Genomic DNA, 18,950 nt, shown 5'->3' with positions numbered 1-18,950 from the left:
ATTCCTAACTCCTAACTCCTAAACAACCTTGTATATTGCGTTTCATGCTGCATACTTGCCAGCGACAAACCCCAACTACAACAGGCGAGTTGATCGTCCTCTAACCCTAGAATTTCTAATGCCGCAGCACTGAGTAATGGTTGCAAATCTAGCAATAACCGTTGTCCTGCTGTTTGTCCAAGGGGGATAAGTTTTACACCAGCAGTAATCAAATTACTTGCCCAACTGTGCAGATATCCCAGTAATGCGGCTTTGATATTAATTTCCCAATGGGCAACGGCAATACCAAAAGCGATCGCATAATTGCAAGGATTACCAACAGCATTGGCAATAGGTACAATCTGCGGTTCTAGTTTACCAAGTAATTGGATGAGCGATCGCCCCATCTGCCAACTAGAGGCGCGTAATTCTTCAGTTTCCCTAGCTGCGGATAGCCACAGATTCCAACGGCATAGGGACTCAACATCAGCAATTTTTGCGGCTTGCTGCGATCGTACCATCACCGCCGCCTCTAACCGAATTGCCCCGTAGAGCAACTCAGCTTCTAGCCAATGTTTGAGATGTGTGTGGTTAGCGATCGTACCATTTTCTACCAGCATTTCCAAACCTTCAGAATAACTATATGCTCCCACAGGTAAAGCGGGGCTAGCCAACTGTAAAATACTCAAAAGATGACTATCAGTGAGCATGATGCTGTTGTCCATAAGCTCCTAATTCTGGCTGAAATGGTAAAACTTCTTCTTTAACTTCTAACCCCAATTGTTCCAACATCGCACGTAAAACCGAATCTGAAGACAAGCGTAAATAAGTCGGAGTAATTTCTACAGGTACATGGCGATTTCCCAGATGGTATGCTGCCCGTAATAATAAAAGTGGTGTTTGGGCAAAAGCAGTTAACACTAGTTCGGGTTTGGCAGTAATTCTAATTAAATTACTATGGGTTTCTTCTTGCAAAATGTCGCCATCATGTAAAACAGTTCCTCTAGGTAAATGTAAAAACACAACCTTACCATCTTCAGTTTCAAAACGATGACGACTGCGGGTGCGTTCTTCTGCTGTCAGTGCCAGAGTAAAAGTAACCGCAGCATCGCCATTAGGTGGTTTAAGTTGGGTAAATGTCAGCATACAGAGTCTCGCCCGATCTTCCGCTTTTCGTTATGGTTCTAATTTAAACACCATAGCTTTACCCGGATATGATATAAAACTGGGTTTGGAGCTTGATTCTCTAACATGATGGCTAAAATCATCTCTTTGAAATGAAAGTCTTTTATAGCAAGAATTATTGTTTTATTCTCTGGTGATAGTGATTAAAGAGCGATAAGTTAATTGTTGCAGGTCGATGCAATAAAGGTGCAGGTCGATGCAATAAAGGTGCAGGTCAATGCAACAAAGGTGCAGGTCAATGTAATAAAGGTGCAAGTCAATGCAATAAATGTGCAGGTCAATGCAACAAAGGTGCAGGTCAATGCAACAAAGGTGCAGGTTGACTAATAGTTAGTTAATAGGTAATGTAAACCAGAAAGTTGCCCCTGCATTCAATGCACTGTTTACGCCAATTTCACCACCGTGAGCATGGATGATTTGCTTACACAGATACAAACCTAATCCCAAACTTACAGAATTGCCGATACTTGCACCCCGAAAGTAAAGGTCAAAAAGCCGATCGCTTTGTTGTTGACTAATTCCTACGCCATTATCAGTAACAGTACAATAAATCATGTCATCCTGACAGGTAGCATTGATTGTCAAAAGCAATTCCGGTGGATTATGTTTCAGAGCATTGACGATTAAGTTAGAAAAAACTCGCCATAGTTGCATGGGATTTGCACTCACTAATGGCAAATCTGCGGATACCAAATTTGTGAGCTTGGCTTTATTTTGTGCTAATAATGGCTCTAAATCTGCGATCGCAGCTTCGACAACTGCCAGTAATTGTACGGGTTGGCGTTGTAAAACTACACCTTGCACCTCGCTGATATGAGTTTCCATCAACGAATTAATTAAGTTCAGTTGGCGATCGCTACTTTGAATCATCCGCTCTAAAATTGAGCGGGAAATCGAAATATTATCTTCTGGACGTGCCAGCAAATTCTTCAGCACCATTAAAGTTCCCAATACTGGGTTGCGTAAGTCGTGAGAAACTGCATGGAAAAATACTCGTAGTTCTTCTTCAGTTTGCTTGCGCTGGGTAATGTCTTCAATCAAACCTTCGTAGTAAAGCAGTTTTCCCTGTTCGTCACGGACTGCGTAGGCTTTTTCGGAAATCCAGACAATACTCCCGTCTTGGCGATAAATTTGAGACTCGAACTCGGAAACGCTGCCGTACTTTTCCATCAAGCGCACAAATTCTGCCCGACGGTTCGGGTCAACGTACAATTGTTCAATAGCAGTAAAATTTGCTGTCACCTCCTGCGCTAAGGAGTAGCCATAAATCCTGGCTAAAGCAGGATTTGCCGTAATGTAACGTCCATTGGGACTGCTTTGAAAAATCCCTTCAACAGCGTTTTCAAAAATGCTGCGATATTTAGCTTCGGCAACCTTGAGTTTTTGGTAGGCAGATTCTAGTTCTTGGCGAGCGAAAAATTCAGAACGTTGCAGGCGATCGTACAGATAAACACCGATATCACATATAGTACAAAACCAAAAAATGTATAAAACGAACGTTACATTATATATTTCTGGATGGTCGGGGATTGGTGTTTTTAGTCCAAGTGCGGTATTCACACCAAAGTAGTAAATCAGCACACTCACTTGAGTCAGCAAGTGAAGAATCCAGCAGACGGGCATCAACACAGCTTGGCTTAAGAACAACAGCGACCAGCCGATGGTATCGGGTAGTGCAAAACCTCTGATGGTTGCAAACAACTGCGACGCTAAACTAAGTGACCAAGAAGACCCTAAAAATAATAAATCTGGACGATGACGACCTAATTTAGTTTTATGTAAAGCAAAGCAAATAATTATACTTGCAAGCATTGCAACATTAATTACTAGGCGTTGAGTTCTAAGTACTTCTGGCAGCGGTTGCAACTCTGCAAAAGGAAAAAACAGTCCGTAAATGTCTCGCAAAGTAAAAGACAACAGACAGATCAGCGCCAGCCATAACCATAAACGTAATCTCTGCCACAAAAAACGGTTACGCCAAGCTCTGTAAAGAGTAGTGATTTCATCTGTTGTTGGTGCAGAAAAACCTTTTCTGCACCAGCTTTGCACTGTTGTAAATGGAGTAGCCATTAGCATCCGAGCAACTTTGCCCATACCTTGAGGGTGTTTCCTTTACTCAACATTGCCATAAATAACACCCTCTCATTTTTTGGTGATTTATGGGCGATTTGTTGCGGATGAAGTTGCCAAAGGTAGTGTAAACCAGAAAGTTAACCCACGTTTGCGGTTACTCATAACCCCGATTTCGCCGCCATGCGCCTTAATAACTTTCCGACAAAGATACATTTTTAAGCCAATGCTTGTAGAGCAGCAATCTTGAGGATCGCGGACATGGAGATCGAAAAGGCGATCGCACTCTACTTTACTCATTCCCACACCGTCATCTTGAATCTGAGTGCGAATCATTCCCCCCTCAACGGTGGCACTCAGGGTAAAATTTAATCCTGGTGGATTATTGTGCAAGCTATGTGCGATCAAATTTACCAAAACTTTCTGCAATCGAGTCCCATCTGCCATTACTAACGGCAAATCTGCGGGAACCAAGTTCTTCAGAGTCGCTTGATTTTGTATCAGCATGGGTTCCAACTGGGAAAATGTGCCTCCCAGTAGGGTGCTAAATTGCACAGGTTCGATTTTGATCTCAAGACCCTGTTTTTCACAAGAATTAATTTCTAGCAATGAGTTAATCATTGTTAGTTGGCGATCGTTACCCTGAATCATCCGCTCAATGATTGAGCGAGATATTGGAATTGAAGATTGGGCATGGGAAAGAGGCAGAGGGGCAGAGGGGATGGAGGGCAGAGGAGAAAGACTTGCTGTAATTTCCCTCCTGCTCCCCTGCTCCCCTGCTCCCTGATTTAACAAATTCTTTAACACCATCAAGTTACCCATCACGGAAGTTCGTAAATCGTGGGCAACTGTATGTAAAACAACATCTTTGACGCGATGCAATTTTTCAACTTCTTGCATTTTCTGCTGCAACTGTGCTGTTCGTTCTTGAACTTGGTATTCTAAATTAGTGTTGAGTTCTGCTAGCTTTTGGCATATCTGGCTTTGTTGAATCGCGATCGCTACCTGTTCTGACATCTGCTGTAACAAATCAATTTCTATTGGCTGCCAATGACGCGCCCCTGAGCATTGATTGGCAATTAACGCGCCAAATAATTCGTTATTTAGCATAATTGGTACAGCTAAAGTAGCCTTCGTTTGGAATTTTCGATAGTGTGCTTTTACTTTGGGAGATGCTTCTATTTGGGTTATGTCTTCAACGACACGCACAAGATTATCTTTTAGTAAATTTCGTAATTCTTGTAAATAAGCTTCATCATTAATAGACCAACCTGAGACTGATGGATATTTGGGATCTACTGATTCGGCAATAGTTTTTATTCCTAAATTGGCATTATTTAAACCAATGAAAACTCGATCTGCTTGGAGAAATTGCCTAACTTCTGTCACGGTGGTTTGAAGAATTTGCTCTAAATTAAGCGAAGATCGAATTCTTACTAGGGTTTCTGCCAACAAGCGATCGCGTTGGGCACAAAAGCGTAATTGTGCTTCTACTTGTTTGCGTTCTGTAATGTCGTGATGCACTCCTAAAATGGCAGGAATACCATTTAAATCAATGACTTCGGCTGACAGCAGCGTTGTAATTATCTCGCCAGACTTTTGCCGAAATTCAATTTCTAAGTTACGAGCAACTCCCGTGCTTTGCAACTCTTGCACTAAGTTTAGGCGATCGCGATCGTGTACCCAAAGATTTAACTCAAAAGAAGTTTTACCAATTACCTCATCTCGCCCATAACCGGAAAGATTCACAAAACTGTCGTTAACTTCGATAAAGCGTCCTTCTTGCAGCGTGCTAATGGTAATTGAATCGGGGCTGCAACTAAAAGCTTTAGCAAATTTTTGGGCAAGATTTTGTAAGGCGACTTCTCCTTGTTTGCGATCTGTGATATCTCGGACAATTGCTAGTACCTCATCTGTACCACTAACTACCAATCGCGCCTCATAATCTCTGATTCCCAAAGATGTTGGTAGTTGATATTCACAAGTTTGCAAAATTCCAGAATCTAAAGTTTTAGCGATCGCTACTTGGCTAATGGCTGCAACATCACTCGGCAATAACTCTTGCAGATTTTTTCCCACTATTTCTTCTCTCGAAAGAGTGATATTTGCGCCCTCACTTTTCAAATCTAGATACTCGCCATCGCGGCTGATGCGAAACATCAAATCGGGGATAGCATCCAAAATTGCTTTATACCGTGCTTCACTCTCTTGCAATTTTTCTTGGGCTTGTTTTCGGTCTGTAATATCCATAATCAAGCCATGCCAAAGAAAATCGCCATCTTCTTGTAATTCGGGTTGCGAAGTACCTTGAATCCATTTCAGTTTGCCACTAGGCGTAACAATCCGACCTTCCCAATGCCAAGGTGTAACAGTATTGCGACAAACAGCAATAGATTCTGTAAAAGCTTGTATATCCTGTGGATGAATCAGTTTACATAACACCTGAAAGTCTGCCTGTACAGCTTCTGGTTCTAATTCATACAAATATTTACAACCAGAACTAATATAAGGGATAAATACAGAACCATCCTGCCGTTGCAGAATTTGGAAAATCATCCCCGGTAAATTGGCAGCAACTGTTTCCAACAGAGGGATCTTCTCTGGTAGAAAATCTGGTTTATGCCCTGATTTTACAATTTCATCCACTCTTAGACCCTTTGATATATAAGCAATTGGCATAATATTCAAGGTAATCATAGCCATTGTAAAAGTTTTTTAGCTGTCGGCGCGTAGGCGTAGCCCGTCGTAGACATCGCTAACAGCAGAAAAAGTGGCTCTACTTTCAGAGTAGTTCTGGATGCTGCGATCGCATTCACCCAATCGGGTGAACCATTTGTCAAATAGCGAATCAGTTCAGGAGTGCTGAGTCACTTTGAGGCAAAGAAAGGTTTCAATCCTTTTTTGAACACTAAGTACAGGGAATACATCAAGAATGGCGCAAGATTAGGCTGGTTAATTAATAGAGGACAGCAGCAGGTAGAAATTTATCGTCCTAATCGAGAAGTTGAGATTTTACAAAGTCCTAAAACTCTATTGGGAGAAGATGTTTTGCCAGTATTTGTTTTAGATTTAGCAGAAATTTGATAAGTAATTGCCTACCCGGAATCATTCGTAATCAACAAGATCCCCAACAAACTTTATGAAATCGGGGATATGTGGGTTGCAATTCTCACAAATCAAATAGGATTGCTATACTACAAAATTATGATAATTTAATTTCACTAATAGCCCAGCTAAGTACTTCCAAAAACTGCTTGAAAACTATTTCGTCATTCAGAGCAGAAAAGGGAATATACCAACAATAAGGATTAATAGAGATCGAGTAATGAACACCCGTTCAGCGAGTTGGTACATTAAAAAACTGAGATAATCAACTTTGAACGCAACAATCAGATAGAAAGTAGTTGCTCGATACATTTAATCTAGGTTTACCTAAAAGCAAAAACTAATAATGGGCACTCGAAAGTGGGAATGCTTTGCAATAAATTCAAGGAGACATGAATGCAATTACAACAAACACAAATTTTAGAAGAAACACTCTGGGAAGCAGTTCTCAATCGAGACTCCGCTTTTGAAGGTAAGTTTTTCTATGGTGTTCGCTCTACAGGCATTTATTGCCGACTTATTTGCCCTAGTCGCAGACCGAATCGGAATCAAGTTTGTTTCTTCCAGTGGGTACAAGATGCTGAAATTGCAGGTTTTCGACCTTGTAAGCGCTGTCAGCCCCAATCTGAAATAGTTCCAAATACAGCCAAAATCTTAGCAGTATGTCGATATATTGAAGCACAAGTTGATCGCATACCAACCCTCTCAGAATTATCTTCTCAGGTGGAAATGAGTCCGAGTTACCTACAAAGAATATTCAAGCAGATAATTGGCGTATCGCCTTTTCAATATGCAGATGCGCTGCGTAGCCAACGATTGAAGCAGCGTTTACAGTCGGGGGAAGAAATTGCTGATGCAGTTTACGACACGGGGTATGGTTCAAGTAGTCAACTGTATGAGAAAGCACCTAAACAATTAGGAATGACACCAAAAGTTTACCAACAAGCTGGAAAGACAATTAGCATTATTTATGCGATCGCTCCATGTTCACTAGGATATTTGCTTGTGGCAACAACAGAGAAGGGTATCTGCGCCGTAAAATTAGGTGATGAAGCAGACAAGCTTGAACACATTTTGAAGCAGGAATTTCACCAAGCGCACATTATACGTGACGATCGCACACACAAAGACTGGATACAAGCAATCCTCGACTTCATTGCGGGAGGCAAGGCACATCTTGATTTACCACTTGATGTCCGTGGGACAGCATTTCAGAAACAGGTTTGGCAAGCATTACAAAAAATTCCTTATGGCGAAACCCGCACCTATGCCGATATCGCCCGTAATCTTGCCAAACCCCAAGCAGTCCGCGCCGTGGGTAATGCTTGTGGCGCTAATCCGATCGCGCTGATTGTACCGTGTCATCGGGTGCTGCGTAGTGATGGCAGTCTTGGTGGTTATCACTGGGGAATTGAGCGCAAACAAAAACTGCTTACACAAGAATCGAAATTTCTCAAAGATGACTCAAACTCCTGAACTAGAATCGCTGACTGAAGAAAGTCTTACCCGTGGTTTAATGGTGCTTGCCCAACTTGATAGCGATTTGGCTCGGATTTTAGAGACACTGGGGCCTCCACCTATATGGTCAAGAGAAGCGGGTTTTGCAACGCTGTTGTGTATAATTCTGGAACAGCAAGTTTCTGTAGCGGCTGCAAGGGCAGTATTTACAAGACTCTGTGGGGTTGTTGTAACTCTGACGCCAGAAAATTTTTTGTTATTGGATGATGTTCAATTAAGAGCGATTGGATTCAGTCGGCAAAAGATTTTATACTGTCGTGGGTTGGCGAATGCTATTGCAACTGGTCAGCTTGACCTAACCAAGCTCCAAACAATGGACGAAACTACGATCAGAACTGAGTTAAAGCGCCTCAAAGGCATCGGAGACTGGACAGTTGATATTTACTTGCTCATGGCGCTACAACGTCCTGATGTCTTTCCTAAAGGAGATTTAGCGATCGCGATCGCCTTACAAAAACTCAAAAACTTGGCAACGCGTCCAACACCAGTGCAACTAGAAGAAATGACACAGCACTGGCGACCGTGGCGCGCAGTTGCGGCAAGACTTCTATGGCATTATTACCTGAGTAATCCCAAATAATTGCTACTTCTCCCTTGGCGCACTTGGCGCACTTGGCGGTTCGTATAATAAATATAAACTAAATGGCAGAAAATCAATTAAGCCTAACACCAGAAAACTCTGATAAAACTTCAAAAATCCTGCCGATAATCATAGTAATAATTGCATTATTAGCTTTATCTTCAACAGCAATATTTATTAAAGTCGCTGTTAGAGAAATGAGCGCTGTTGCTACATTATTTAATCGCTTATGGATAGCGACTATTATCTTTGGATTATGGAGTGGAATTAACCAAGTACGGACTCAAATTACAGAAGATAAACCTGTCTTACCACAGCAGCCTTATCCAATCAAAGAGATAGCGCTTTTAATCGCAGTGGGTTTAGTTCATGTATTAGGTCGATTATCTTGGACTTGGTCGCTAACTCAGACTGGTGCTGCTAATGCTAATGCGTTAGGTAGCCTCAATCCGCTATTTACTACTTTAGGAGGATGGCTATTTTTTAATCAAATTTTTGGGCGCAAATTTATCATCGGTTTGATCTTAGCCGTAATCGGTGCGATCGCTGTTGTATTTGAAGATTTGTTGCGTTCTAATCATAATTTTACAGGTGATGCTGTTGCCCTCATATCATCGATATTTTATGCAGCAAACTTTTTACTTATTGAGCAGATCGGCAATAAGTTTTCAATGATCGCTATCCTCCTGTGGCGCTGTGCGATCGCAACTTCATTGATGATACCAGTAGTGCTAATCTTGGAAAAACAAGTTTTGCCAGTTACTTTGTCGGGGTGGTTAGTAGTATTTGCGCTAGCTGCTATTTGCGAAGCCTTGGGTCATGGGCTAATTGTATACAGCCTCAAAAATTTTTCATCAGGATTTATCTCTTTACTCTTACTACTCAATCCCGTGATTGTTGCGATTCTTGCTTGGATACTTTTCTCGGAAAACTTGAGTATTTTTAACTTGTTAGGGTTAACTCTAATTTTAGGGGGTATATATCTCGCAATTTCTAATAAAGAATCTGTGCAATCTAAAATTAATCCCCAGATTCAATCTCCACCAGAAATAGATTCATCCGCCAGTTCCCCAAAATAATGCAACAAATAGACCATATTGTAGAGACGCGATTCATCGCGTCTTTACCCAAGGACGTGTTGCAATCATTAATTGAATTGGTATAAGAAACGGGTTCGACTCGATCGCACAGCCCGCCACTAGACTTACTATTGGCACTACTACTTGAGTAATGCCAATAGTAAATCGGTTACAGTCTACCAGTGAATACCTTTTCAGCCGGGCCTGTCATATAAACTCGTTGGTCGATTTCTGACCATTCAATTTCCAAAGGGCCACCTGGTAATTCTACAGTCGCAGTGCGATCGCATTTTCCAGTTAGCACACCAGCTACTAAAGAAGCACAAGCACCAGTACCGCAAGCTAATGTAATTCCAGCACCCCGTTCCCACACCCGCATTTTCAAATAGTCACGGCGTACCACTTGAATAAATTCAGTATTTATGCGTTGGGGGAAAACTGGGTGATGCTCAAATTTTGGGCCGATGGTTTCTAACTCAATTGCTGCGACATCTTCCACAAAGGTAATGCAGTGAGGATTTCCCATATTTACACAGGTGACATCCCAAGTTTTCCCCGCCACCTCTAACGGCTGAGAAATTACTTTTTCTTCATTGGGTGCAAGATTAGTCGGAATTTCGCTAGCGAGTAACCTGGGTAAACCCATGTCTACTTTAACTTGACCATCAGATAAGAGTTGGGGAGTCATTACACCACCCAAAGTATGAATGCGATATGAGTCTTGATTTCGGGATTCGCCTTCTAAGTCTGCCAAAAAGCCAGCTAAACAGCGAATGCCATTGCCACACATTTCTGGTTCTGAACCATCAGAATTAAAAATCCGCATGGTGTAGTCAGTGCCGTTTTCTCCAGGGAGGGCAAAAATTACACCATCTGCACCGATACCAAAATGGCGATCGCACAACTTAATGGCTTGCTCTGGAGTCACTACAGGCAAAGATGACGAGCGATTGTCAATCAAAATAAAGTCGTTGCCTAGACCATGATACTTAGTAAATTCGATTGCCATTTCTTCAAGGATGAATTATCAAGGATTAGTTACTCTTTATTTTGCCTTGTAGGTTCATCTTTACTAAAAATGCTTACCGAATTTGACACCACTTTACCCAGTATTAGACAAGTCCAAAACCTGATTAAACAAACAACCCCAGTAGAATTAAAGCTGGTGACTCAGGATGTACTCACAGGAAAGGTTGTATGGCAAGATCCACAGTGTATCTGTATTGCGGATGAAAACAGTCAGCAAACCACCGTTTGGAAACAAGCGATCGCCTACATCAAGCCGCAAGTGAGTTAGGAGTGAGGCAGAAACATCACAACCGATCGCTTTATCACTTGCTTCACTCGAATTAAAAATTCAAAATTCAAGCCCACGGCTTAAACTGTGGGCTTGGAATAAAGATGCCTTGTGCATCGCCGCATCTGGGAGCAATTCTTTATTTACTGGGGGATACAAGCCCACAACTCGAGTTGTCTATTTAAATTTTCATTTTGAATTTTGAATTTTATATTTTTAATTGTTTTGTCACTGGACTTAGAATTTTGCAGCACAAACCCACCGATTGCGTCCTTGTTCTTTAGCTTTATACAAAGCTTTGTCAGCTGCATTAATTAATTCTTGAGGTGAATTTTTATCTGTTGGCCTTTGAATTGCAACACCTAAACTGACTGTCACAAAATATTGAAAATTATCTTTCTTTTTATGGGAAATCTTTAATTCTTGAATAGATTTTTGAATCAACTTAGTTACTTTAATCGCACCTGATTCGTTCGTATTTGGCAAAATTACAATAAATTCTTCACCACCATAACGAGCTAGTAGATCGGTAGGACGCTTTAATACAGATTGTGCTGCATGAGCAACTTGTATTAAGCATTCATCCCCAGCTAAATGTCCATAAGAATCGTTATAATCCTTGAAATAGTCAATATCAAATATAATTAAAGATAAAGAATTTTCACTTAGTTTTAGTCGATTCCATTCCTGCTCTAAAAACTGATCGAAACAATGACGGTTGGCGATTTGGGTTAGAGCATCTAGCTTACTAAGTTTTTCTAGCTGAGAATTTGCTAGTTCTAAAGCATTGTTTGCTTGAGCAAGTTGATTAGCTTGAGAGCGGAATTGCTCTAATAACTCAGAATGTTCTAAAGCGACATTAAACTGAGCAGCTAACTGGTGGATAAATTGAATTTCCGACTTTTTCCACTCGCGCGAACAATGGCACTGATGAACGCATAGTAATCCCCATAAAGTTTTTCCTTTCATTAGAGGTGCAACAATTTGTGCCTTGATTTGAAATTGCTCTAACAGTTGAATGTGGCAATCTTTTAGACCAGATTGATAAATATCTGATAATACCTGTATACGCCCTTGGTGATAAGCAACTGCATATTTTCTACCAAAACAATCATCTTTCACTTTGATTGCGAGTGTAGAATCGTAGTCAGGCAATACATTCTCAGAGACAAATTCCCCAGAGGTATAGTTAGATTCCGGGTCAAATCGAAAGATACTGACGCGATCGCTACGGAGAGCCTTACGAATTTCGCGTACAGTAGTCTTAAACAAGGTGTCTAGATTCAGAGATTCACGAATTTCAGCAACTAAATGAAACAGAATCTCCTGCTGCTGATTTGCTTTATAGAGTTCTGCTGCTTTTTGTTCTGCTTGAGCTAAAAATTCTGCTTGTTTAACTGCAAATCCTAACTGCGTTGCAATCTGAGACAGAAACTGAATTTCTAATTGTTTCCATTCATGTGGCTGTGAATGCTGATAAGCTGCAAGCACTCCCCACAGGTTTTTTCCCACAAATATTGGTGCAGTTGCATAAGCTCGAATATGGAACTGTTCTAAAATTTCTAAATGGCATTGAGACAAGCCTGCTGCGTAGACATCTGAAACAATTAAAGTTTCATTCTTACGATACCGTCCACCTTGATTTTCTTGTAGATAAGAGTCATTCCAAACTGTATTTTTTCCTAATGTATCTACATCATCCCATCCAGTCTCTGCAAACTCAAAGTCGCTAACAAATTCTCCACCCCAGTTTTCATAGAAACGATAAACGGCAATCCTCTCAACACGGAGTAACTTGCAAGTTTCTTTAGTAGCTGTACGAAAAATTGTTTCTAATTCAAGAGAAGCTCTAATTTTGCTAATAACTCGGTAAAGCGCCCTTTCTTGCTCTTCTAGCTGCTGAATTTGAACTTGTTTATCGTGGAGTTGAGTTTCTAAATTACTAACACTAGGCTGTCTTAAAAGCTTACAGAGTAAATTAGCAGATACTCTAGTAATAATACGTAAACTTGTGTACAACATTATAAGTAGAATTTCAGTAATATTTTAAAGATGAAAAGAGACAGCTACAACGATGTAAAAACGTAGTTTTTCTTAGTTTATAACTATTATCGCGTAAGAAAGTTTTGTAAAAAGTAAAGCTCAATTCTTAGATCAATTCAGTTATCAAACAAGGTAATCAAATTCAGTAGACCGAAAACTTCTGCGATTGATAAAGATCCAGCAGATGACCCCATGAAATACTTTTATACAAAAGAGAATCAAAATTTAGAGTAGTCAAAGGCAAAAAATCGCCAGTCTTCAAGCTTGATTTATCGCCTTATCCTGCAACCACTTTTCAAACATCCTCTTAAGCTCTTACGGATGGACTGTTACCAAAACTGAGCTGCAAATTACTCAATCCCTGATGATGTCCGCATCAGAGATAACATCTTGGATCTGGGTATTATCCTAAAAGAATATGAAAAAGCACCCCAAATAGCCAAGTCACTACCAGCTATATTGAGCCACTTAGCTTGCGGAGTATTAAAGTTCAATCAGTCACACTATCGGCAGGTAGAAAGTCTTTGAGCGCTTCTGCTTCACCAGCTTTCACCACTGGGATCGAAAGGGGTACTGAACTAGCGATCGCAAATAACTGTTGTAGTTGACTCAAACCTGTCAAGCCACCACATAACAATACTTGGTCGCCGACTCGCAAATCCATGCCGCCATCAGGATAGCGAATAAATTTACCATCTCGCCGGATTGCCTGTACCTGTACTCCAAATTGCTTGGCGATATCTAAATCTGCAAGGGTTTTACCTAGTGTTGGCGCGTCTGCATTGACTGTAACCCACTGACAAGCACTATTTTCTCCGGGAACAGCCGCTTGTCCCTTAGCGAATTCTGCCAAAGCTGCCAGTTCTTCATCAGCTCCCACCACCAATAAGCGATCGCCTTCTGCCAATTTGGTTTGATTATTGGGATAATCGATTTCATCGCCGTTAGCGCGGCGAATTGCCATCAAACTCGCTCCTGTTAAATAGCGCATATCCGCTTCTTCTATGCTCATGCCAATTAAGGGCGAATCAGCTGGTAAAGGATACCAACGCTGATTTAAATCGCGGGTGGCTTGGCGCAAATCACGAGCCACTTCAGTTGCAGAGCGCTCTGGCCGCAAATCTAAATAATGATCGTTGCGGATTTGCTGCATTTCTCGTTGGACGACAGCTGGCGACAACAAGCCTAAGCCAGTTAATAAATAGGTTGCCATTTCTAAACTGGCTTCAAACTCTGGCTGCACAACTTCCCTGGCTCCCAATTGATACAGCACCTCAATATTTTTATCCTGGGTAGCACGGACAACCAAATCTAATTCTGGGCGCAATTCCAAAGCGCGTTTCAAGCAAAGACGAGTACTTATGGGGTCTGGGAGTGCGATCGCCATTCCTTTGGCATGATTCACCCCGGCAGTTTCCAAAACGTGTAAACTAACGCAATTGCCATATACATAAGACACCCCAGCCTCGCGCAACTGCTGAATTCTACTCTCCGATTGGTCGATTACTACCACAGGTAGGTCGTGTTGCTGCAACAATTTCACCAAATTCTTGCCGACTCGCCCATAGCCACAAACTACTACATGGTCTTTGAAAGGCAAATCTTCCGATACATCCCGCGCCTCATCTTCTTCTAAATATGGTTTCAACCAAGGCATTGATTCGGCAAAGTTAAATAAAAATGGCACTAACCGCAGTACAAAAGGAGTCAGCATCAGAGTAACTGCGGTAGTTCCCAAAATTAATAAGTATATTTGTCGGGACACCAGCCCCAAAGACTGCCCTTCACTAGCGAGAACAAAGGAAAATTCCCCAATTTGCGCCAGTCCCAAACCGGCGATTATGGCTGTTTTCAAAGGATAGCGGAACAGTTTCACTAAGGGCGTGATAATCAAAAATTTACCTACGAAAACTATTGCCACCAATCCCAAAATTAATTCCAGGTTGTTCCACAAAAACACTGGGTCAATTAACATCCCAATGGCGGCAAAAAACAAACTGGCAAAGATATCTCGCAGTGGTTCGACATAAGTCAGGGTTTGGTCGGCATACTCTACCTCAGAAATCATCAAACCCGCGACAAATGCCCCCATTTCAATCGACAGTCCCAAATGCTCTGTCAACAGGGCAATGCCCAAACACAGGGCTACAACTCCTAATAAAAATAGTTCTTTGCTTTCAGTACGGGCTAGCAGTTGCAACAAAGGCGGTATCAGCCAAATCCCCGCAGCTACCGCACCAGCCGCAAATAAAGCAATCGAACCTAGGGCTGTTAAGACGGCGATGCCAATTGTTTCTGCTGGTTGGTTGAGGGCTGGTAAGACTGCTAACATTAGTCCCAGTGCTAAGTCCTGAACTACCAAAATCCCTAGCATCACTTGCCCGTGGGGAGTTTCTGTTTCGTTGCGCTCCATCAAGCATTTGAGAACAACCGCTGTGGAAGACAGCGACAGAATACACCCCAAAAACATTCCCTTCGCAGGTAAGGCTCCCCAGGCTCCACTTAACCCGCATACTAAAACCGTGACCAAAATCGTCAAAGCAATCTGGAGTCCACCTCCACCAAGAGCGATCGCTTTTACCTTCTTGAGTTCCGCAAAGGAAAATTCTACACCCAAGGCGAATAACAAAAAGGCGACCCCGAACTGTGCCAAAGTCTCTACTTGAATCAGTTCTTTAATCAATCCCAGTCCCGTTGGCCCAATAACTATCCCGCCAATGAGATACCCCAGCAGCACTGGTTGTTGCAAAAGTGCCGCTAATAGTCCGCCACAGGCTGCAACGCCTAGAACTAAAACTAAATCAACAATTAACCGAAAATCTTCTTGCACCAGTTTTAAAAGAACTATTAAGACCTATTAATTCAGGATACAAAGTTTTACGATCTCAAACAGCTTGTTTGCTAAAGGGGTGACAAAATTTGCTTATTTTGAAGGGGGCGGGCAGTAGGTGAGCAGGAAGGATACATCAAGGTTTTTGAAGGTATTTTGATTCACAAGTATCAAAGGTGGATTCATCCAGTTCAAAGACTCGTCAACGGAGCTAAAAGGTGGATTCATCCAGTTCAAAGACTCGTCAACGGAGTTCAAAGGTGGATTCATCCAGTTCAAATACTCGTTAACGGAGTTCAAAGGTGGATTCATCCAGTTCAAATACTCGTCAACGGAGATAAAAGGTGGATTCATCCAGTTCAAATACTCGTCAACGGAGTTCAAAGGTGGATTCATCCAGTTCAAATACTCGTCAACGGAGATAAAAGGTGGATTCATCCAGTTCAAATACTCGTCAACGGAGATAAAAGGTGGATTCATCCAGTTCCAATACTCGTTAACGGAGATAAAAGGTGGATTCATCCAGTTCCAATACTCGTCAACGGAGATAAAAGGTGGATTCATCCAGTTCAAATACTCGTCAACGGAGTTCAAAGACTTATTATTGCATTATTTAAGACGCATCTCTTCTGGCTCCATGCCCGATGCCCATTAAATTTTAGGCGAACTGAGGGCATTCAATAATAGCAGCGACCACGGCAGTTTAATATCAGGTATGAGCCATGAGTACTTTCTCAGTACAGGCAATGCAGCTGGTAGTACAAAACGTAGAGAGCGTAGGGATGCAGGCCGATCGCCATTTTCATCTACAAGATTATATTTCTGAGCTAGTTCGGCAACAATCTGCACGCGTCCTGTATGGCGGATTATATTTGGCTCACTAGCAAGTGCAGCGATCGCTCGTCCAGTTAATAAGGGAGTTTCCCAGTTGTAGCGATCGCTTAAAAATGAGAAATTATTTTCAGTAACATTGGTTTGATTCATTTCCGAAGCAAAACGGGAAAAAAGCTCAGTACCAACAATACCCGGCCAAATTGAAACAGAAGTGACGTTATGGGGCTTTAACTCAACAGCCATATTAGCAGCTAGGCGATCGCAAGCTGCTTTGCCAACACCATAAACTGTATTAAATAGATAAAACATACTACCCCACGAGGAAATAGTGCAAATTAGTCCAGAGTTACGCTTAGTCATCATTCGAGCCGCAAAAACACTCGCAACATAGTGACTCCGAAGGCCAACGTTGTTGCTAGCATCCCAAAGACTAGGTTCAGAATCCCAAAAGGGTTGTCCCTGAGCGTCTTTTAATGCCTGAACTCCTGAGTAAGCATTATTTACCAGTAAATCGAGTTGGCCATTTTGCTCATCTTGAATGCGATCGAAAAGCAAACGCACCTGCTCATCCTCGCTGTGGTCTACTTGGACGGGAATGCATACACCACCGACTTCCTCAATGGCTGATTTCGTTTCACTAAGACTCCCTGAAACCCCATCACTGGAGGAGTTGTTGAGGCTGCGACCCGTGATGTATACAGTTGCACCTGCTTCACCAAGGCCAATGGCAATTCCCCTACCAATTCCCCGCGTAGCACCTGTTACTAAAGCCACTTTACCTTCAAGATGTTTCATGAGCGCTCATTTCTAATCTTTTAGCGTTAAATATTGATTATTACAATATTCTTTCGTAGCTGTGACTGAAGCAACTTCTACTTCTATCGGTTTTTCTTTAGTTCCATCGATCAGAAACTCACTAGCTCCTTCACGAGGTTTTTTCGGATTTCCCCAATCATAGGTGTAACCTAAACCCGTCCAAGGATAATGTTCTTGATTAGCAACGGCATAAGAAGTTGTGTATATCTCTTGCAAAATCGGATAACTAGCAGGAATCGGTATATTAAAAACATTACAACTAGAATCATTAATTTCTGGATCGACACATGGTCTACTTAAATCTTCAGCTTTCACCCACATTTCGACAAAATGCGTCTTATTTGAATTTCTATTTAAAATTAAGCCTAAATACTGCTGTAACCTCAGAGAAAGCATAATATTACCGGGAATATTTATACCGATCCCCTTACAATTTTGACAAAATTCTTTAACTTGAGGAACGGCTGTTAACCAATTTCGTGCTTCTATGCTTTTTTTTGTACCTACTTTCCAATCCTCAGTTGGGTTTTTGACATATTTCCAACTTGCCATCAGATATTCAATTTTGCCGTTATTTTCTCTCCACTTTGTTTGAGGATTAGTTTTTGATAATAACCAAAGATTTTTTACTACTTTATCTTCACTCGGTCTTTTTGCATCCTCAATCGCTGCATCTAACTGCCTTTTCAGAGCGTTATAACTTTCTGGTTTATTTTTCTCCAAATATTCATTGACATTTGGATTATTTTCTAATTGCGCTAATAAATCCTTTCTGAGGTTTGATGTACTCTGTATGGGAATTTCTCTAGCTAGCAAACTGGAATATCCGACTGCCAAAAATGCACTTGTCAAGCCTAAAAATACTTTAGTCTTTAATTTTTTCATTAAAATAATCCTGTTGGATTTACAACAATCGGGTGAATGTTTCAGCCCATGTAATATATGGGTTAAATTCAAAGATTAAATCTGATTTTATATTTATGTTTGGCTGAGATAATATTGTGCTTAATATTTTTAATTAACTCTATCTGTAGAAAAATGAATAGAGCTAGTACCGCAAGGCAAAATTCAAAATGACGCTCTCTACGAGACGCTAAAAGCGTAGCTTGCTTCCCCGTAGGGGTACGCAGACTCGCTCTAAGCGTTCGCGGTAGCGTCTCGTAGAGAAGCCATGCCGTTGGCGTTCGCGTTAGCGTCTCTGAAAGAGAAGCCTCTCGAAGAGAAGGCTTTACGTTGCGCTAACAAAATTCAAAATTAATACAGCGTAAGCATTTCATGGTTTTGAATGGATGGTTTATTTACGCCGTACTGTACTAGTAGTCTGTCACAGGCATCACAACAGATTAATAGAACTCATAATCAGCAGGGGCTAATATTAGACAAAATTCGCCCTCATCCCCCAACCCCTTCTCCCAAAATTGGGAGAAGGGGAGCGAATTTAAAAGTCCCTCTCCCAAGCTTGGGAGAGGGATTTAGGGTGAGGGCTTTGACTTACGTCAAATTCTCCCCTCCCGAAGAGCGGGGAGGGCTTGGGGGTGGGGTGTTAGGGGACTTTTGCAAGAGGTCTATTGTTTACTCAGCACTTTCTTGTTCCGGCTGACATATCTGCGACAG

Annotated in this window: 16 protein-coding genes and 1 pseudogene; 6 read left to right on the top strand and 11 right to left on the bottom strand. The window is 41.6% G+C overall.

Annotated features, from left to right (window positions below; translation table 11 throughout):
* Positions 1 to 11 precede the first annotated feature (11 nt).
* Both V7K84_RS09945 and ureE read right to left on the bottom strand, forming a co-directional pair.
* A complete protein-coding gene (locus tag V7K84_RS09945; RefSeq protein ID WP_442940938.1) occupies positions 12 to 689 on the bottom strand; it encodes an urease accessory protein UreF in 678 nt (225 codons plus the stop codon).
* A complete protein-coding gene (gene ureE, locus V7K84_RS09940) occupies positions 679 to 1,125 on the bottom strand; it encodes an urease accessory protein UreE (protein ID WP_334837713.1) in 447 nt (148 codons plus the stop codon). Before ureE ends, V7K84_RS09945 begins: the two co-directional genes overlap by 11 nt.
* 201 nt (positions 1,126 to 1,326) lie before the next feature.
* Between ureE and V7K84_RS09935 the strand changes: the two genes are divergently transcribed.
* A complete protein-coding gene (locus tag V7K84_RS09935; RefSeq protein ID WP_334837712.1) occupies positions 1,327 to 1,491 on the top strand; it encodes a hypothetical protein in 165 nt (54 codons plus the stop codon).
* 3 nt (positions 1,492 to 1,494) lie between these two features.
* Here the strand turns inward: V7K84_RS09935 and V7K84_RS09930 are convergent, their stop codons facing one another.
* The 3 genes from V7K84_RS09930 to V7K84_RS09920 form a co-directional block, all read right to left on the bottom strand.
* Positions 1,495 to 3,258 (bottom strand): PAS domain-containing sensor histidine kinase, encoded by a 1,764-nt coding sequence (locus V7K84_RS09930; protein ID WP_334837711.1) that lies wholly within the window; start codon positions 3,256 to 3,258, stop codon positions 1,495 to 1,497.
* A 63-nt stretch (positions 3,259 to 3,321) separates the two neighbouring features.
* Complete coding sequence (locus tag V7K84_RS09925) at positions 3,322 to 5,937, bottom strand: sensor histidine kinase (protein ID WP_334837710.1); 2,616 nt, start codon at positions 5,935 to 5,937, stop codon at positions 3,322 to 3,324.
* Entirely contained in the window at positions 5,928 to 6,074 is a 147-nt protein-coding gene (locus V7K84_RS09920; protein WP_190241006.1) for a hypothetical protein, read from the bottom strand. Before V7K84_RS09920 ends, V7K84_RS09925 begins: the two co-directional genes overlap by 10 nt.
* 70 nt (positions 6,075 to 6,144) lie before the next feature.
* Here V7K84_RS09920 and V7K84_RS09915 point away from each other — a divergent pair.
* The 4 genes and pseudogenes from V7K84_RS09915 to V7K84_RS09900 all read left to right on the top strand — a co-directional run.
* Positions 6,145 to 6,318 (top strand): annotated as a pseudogene (locus V7K84_RS09915) (Uma2 family endonuclease); the annotation flags it as partial.
* Between the two features lie 417 nt (positions 6,319 to 6,735).
* Positions 6,736 to 7,815: a bifunctional DNA-binding transcriptional regulator/O6-methylguanine-DNA methyltransferase Ada gene (gene ada, locus V7K84_RS09910; protein WP_334837706.1), complete on the top strand. Its 1,080-nt coding sequence runs from the start codon at positions 6,736 to 6,738 to the stop codon at positions 7,813 to 7,815.
* Positions 7,799 to 8,437 carry a DNA-3-methyladenine glycosylase family protein gene (locus tag V7K84_RS09905; RefSeq protein ID WP_334837704.1) on the top strand — a complete coding sequence of 213 codons (639 nt, stop codon included), beginning with the start codon at positions 7,799 to 7,801 and terminating at the stop codon, positions 8,435 to 8,437. The genes ada and V7K84_RS09905 overlap by 17 nt, the downstream gene beginning before the upstream one ends.
* Before the next feature lie 62 nt (positions 8,438 to 8,499).
* Complete coding sequence (locus tag V7K84_RS09900; RefSeq protein ID WP_334837703.1) at positions 8,500 to 9,516, top strand: DMT family transporter; 1,017 nt, start codon at positions 8,500 to 8,502, stop codon at positions 9,514 to 9,516.
* A gap of 169 nt (positions 9,517 to 9,685) precedes the next feature.
* On the opposite strand, the gene dapF is transcribed toward V7K84_RS09900, so the two are convergent.
* On the bottom strand, positions 9,686 to 10,525 hold the full coding sequence (gene dapF / locus V7K84_RS09895) for a diaminopimelate epimerase (protein WP_334837701.1): 840 nt from the start codon (positions 10,523 to 10,525) through the stop codon (positions 9,686 to 9,688).
* Positions 10,526 to 10,594: 69 nt separating this feature from the next.
* Here dapF and V7K84_RS09890 point away from each other — a divergent pair, with 69 nt between their 5' ends.
* On the top strand, positions 10,595 to 10,813 hold the full coding sequence (locus tag V7K84_RS09890; protein WP_334837700.1) for an Hfq-related RNA-binding protein: 219 nt from the start codon (positions 10,595 to 10,597) through the stop codon (positions 10,811 to 10,813).
* A 237-nt stretch (positions 10,814 to 11,050) separates the two neighbouring features.
* Here the strand turns inward: V7K84_RS09890 and V7K84_RS09885 are convergent, their stop codons facing one another.
* From V7K84_RS09885 to V7K84_RS09865, 5 genes are all read right to left on the bottom strand, one after another.
* A complete protein-coding gene (locus tag V7K84_RS09885; RefSeq protein ID WP_334837698.1) occupies positions 11,051 to 12,835 on the bottom strand; it encodes a diguanylate cyclase domain-containing protein in 1,785 nt (594 codons plus the stop codon).
* A 511-nt stretch (positions 12,836 to 13,346) separates the two neighbouring features.
* Positions 13,347 to 15,686: a cation:proton antiporter domain-containing protein gene (locus V7K84_RS09880; protein WP_334837696.1), complete on the bottom strand. Its 2,340-nt coding sequence runs from the start codon at positions 15,684 to 15,686 to the stop codon at positions 13,347 to 13,349.
* Between the two features lie 93 nt (positions 15,687 to 15,779).
* On the bottom strand, positions 15,780 to 16,280 hold the full coding sequence (locus V7K84_RS09875; RefSeq protein WP_334837694.1) for a hypothetical protein: 501 nt from the start codon (positions 16,278 to 16,280) through the stop codon (positions 15,780 to 15,782).
* Between the two features lie 57 nt (positions 16,281 to 16,337).
* Positions 16,338 to 17,315 carry an SDR family NAD(P)-dependent oxidoreductase gene (locus tag V7K84_RS09870; protein WP_334837692.1) on the bottom strand — a complete coding sequence of 326 codons (978 nt, stop codon included), beginning with the start codon at positions 17,313 to 17,315 and terminating at the stop codon, positions 16,338 to 16,340.
* Between the two features lie 12 nt (positions 17,316 to 17,327).
* Complete coding sequence (locus V7K84_RS09865; RefSeq protein ID WP_334837690.1) at positions 17,328 to 18,221, bottom strand: hypothetical protein; 894 nt, start codon at positions 18,219 to 18,221, stop codon at positions 17,328 to 17,330.
* Between the last annotated feature and the right edge of the window lie 729 nt (positions 18,222 to 18,950).

This window comes from Nostoc sp. (assembly GCF_036917315.1).
Taxonomy (GTDB): domain Bacteria; phylum Cyanobacteriota; class Cyanobacteriia; order Cyanobacteriales; family Nostocaceae; genus Nostoc.
The sequence above is the reverse complement of the archived record's forward strand: the minus strand, read 5'-3'. Positions and strand labels throughout refer to the sequence as shown.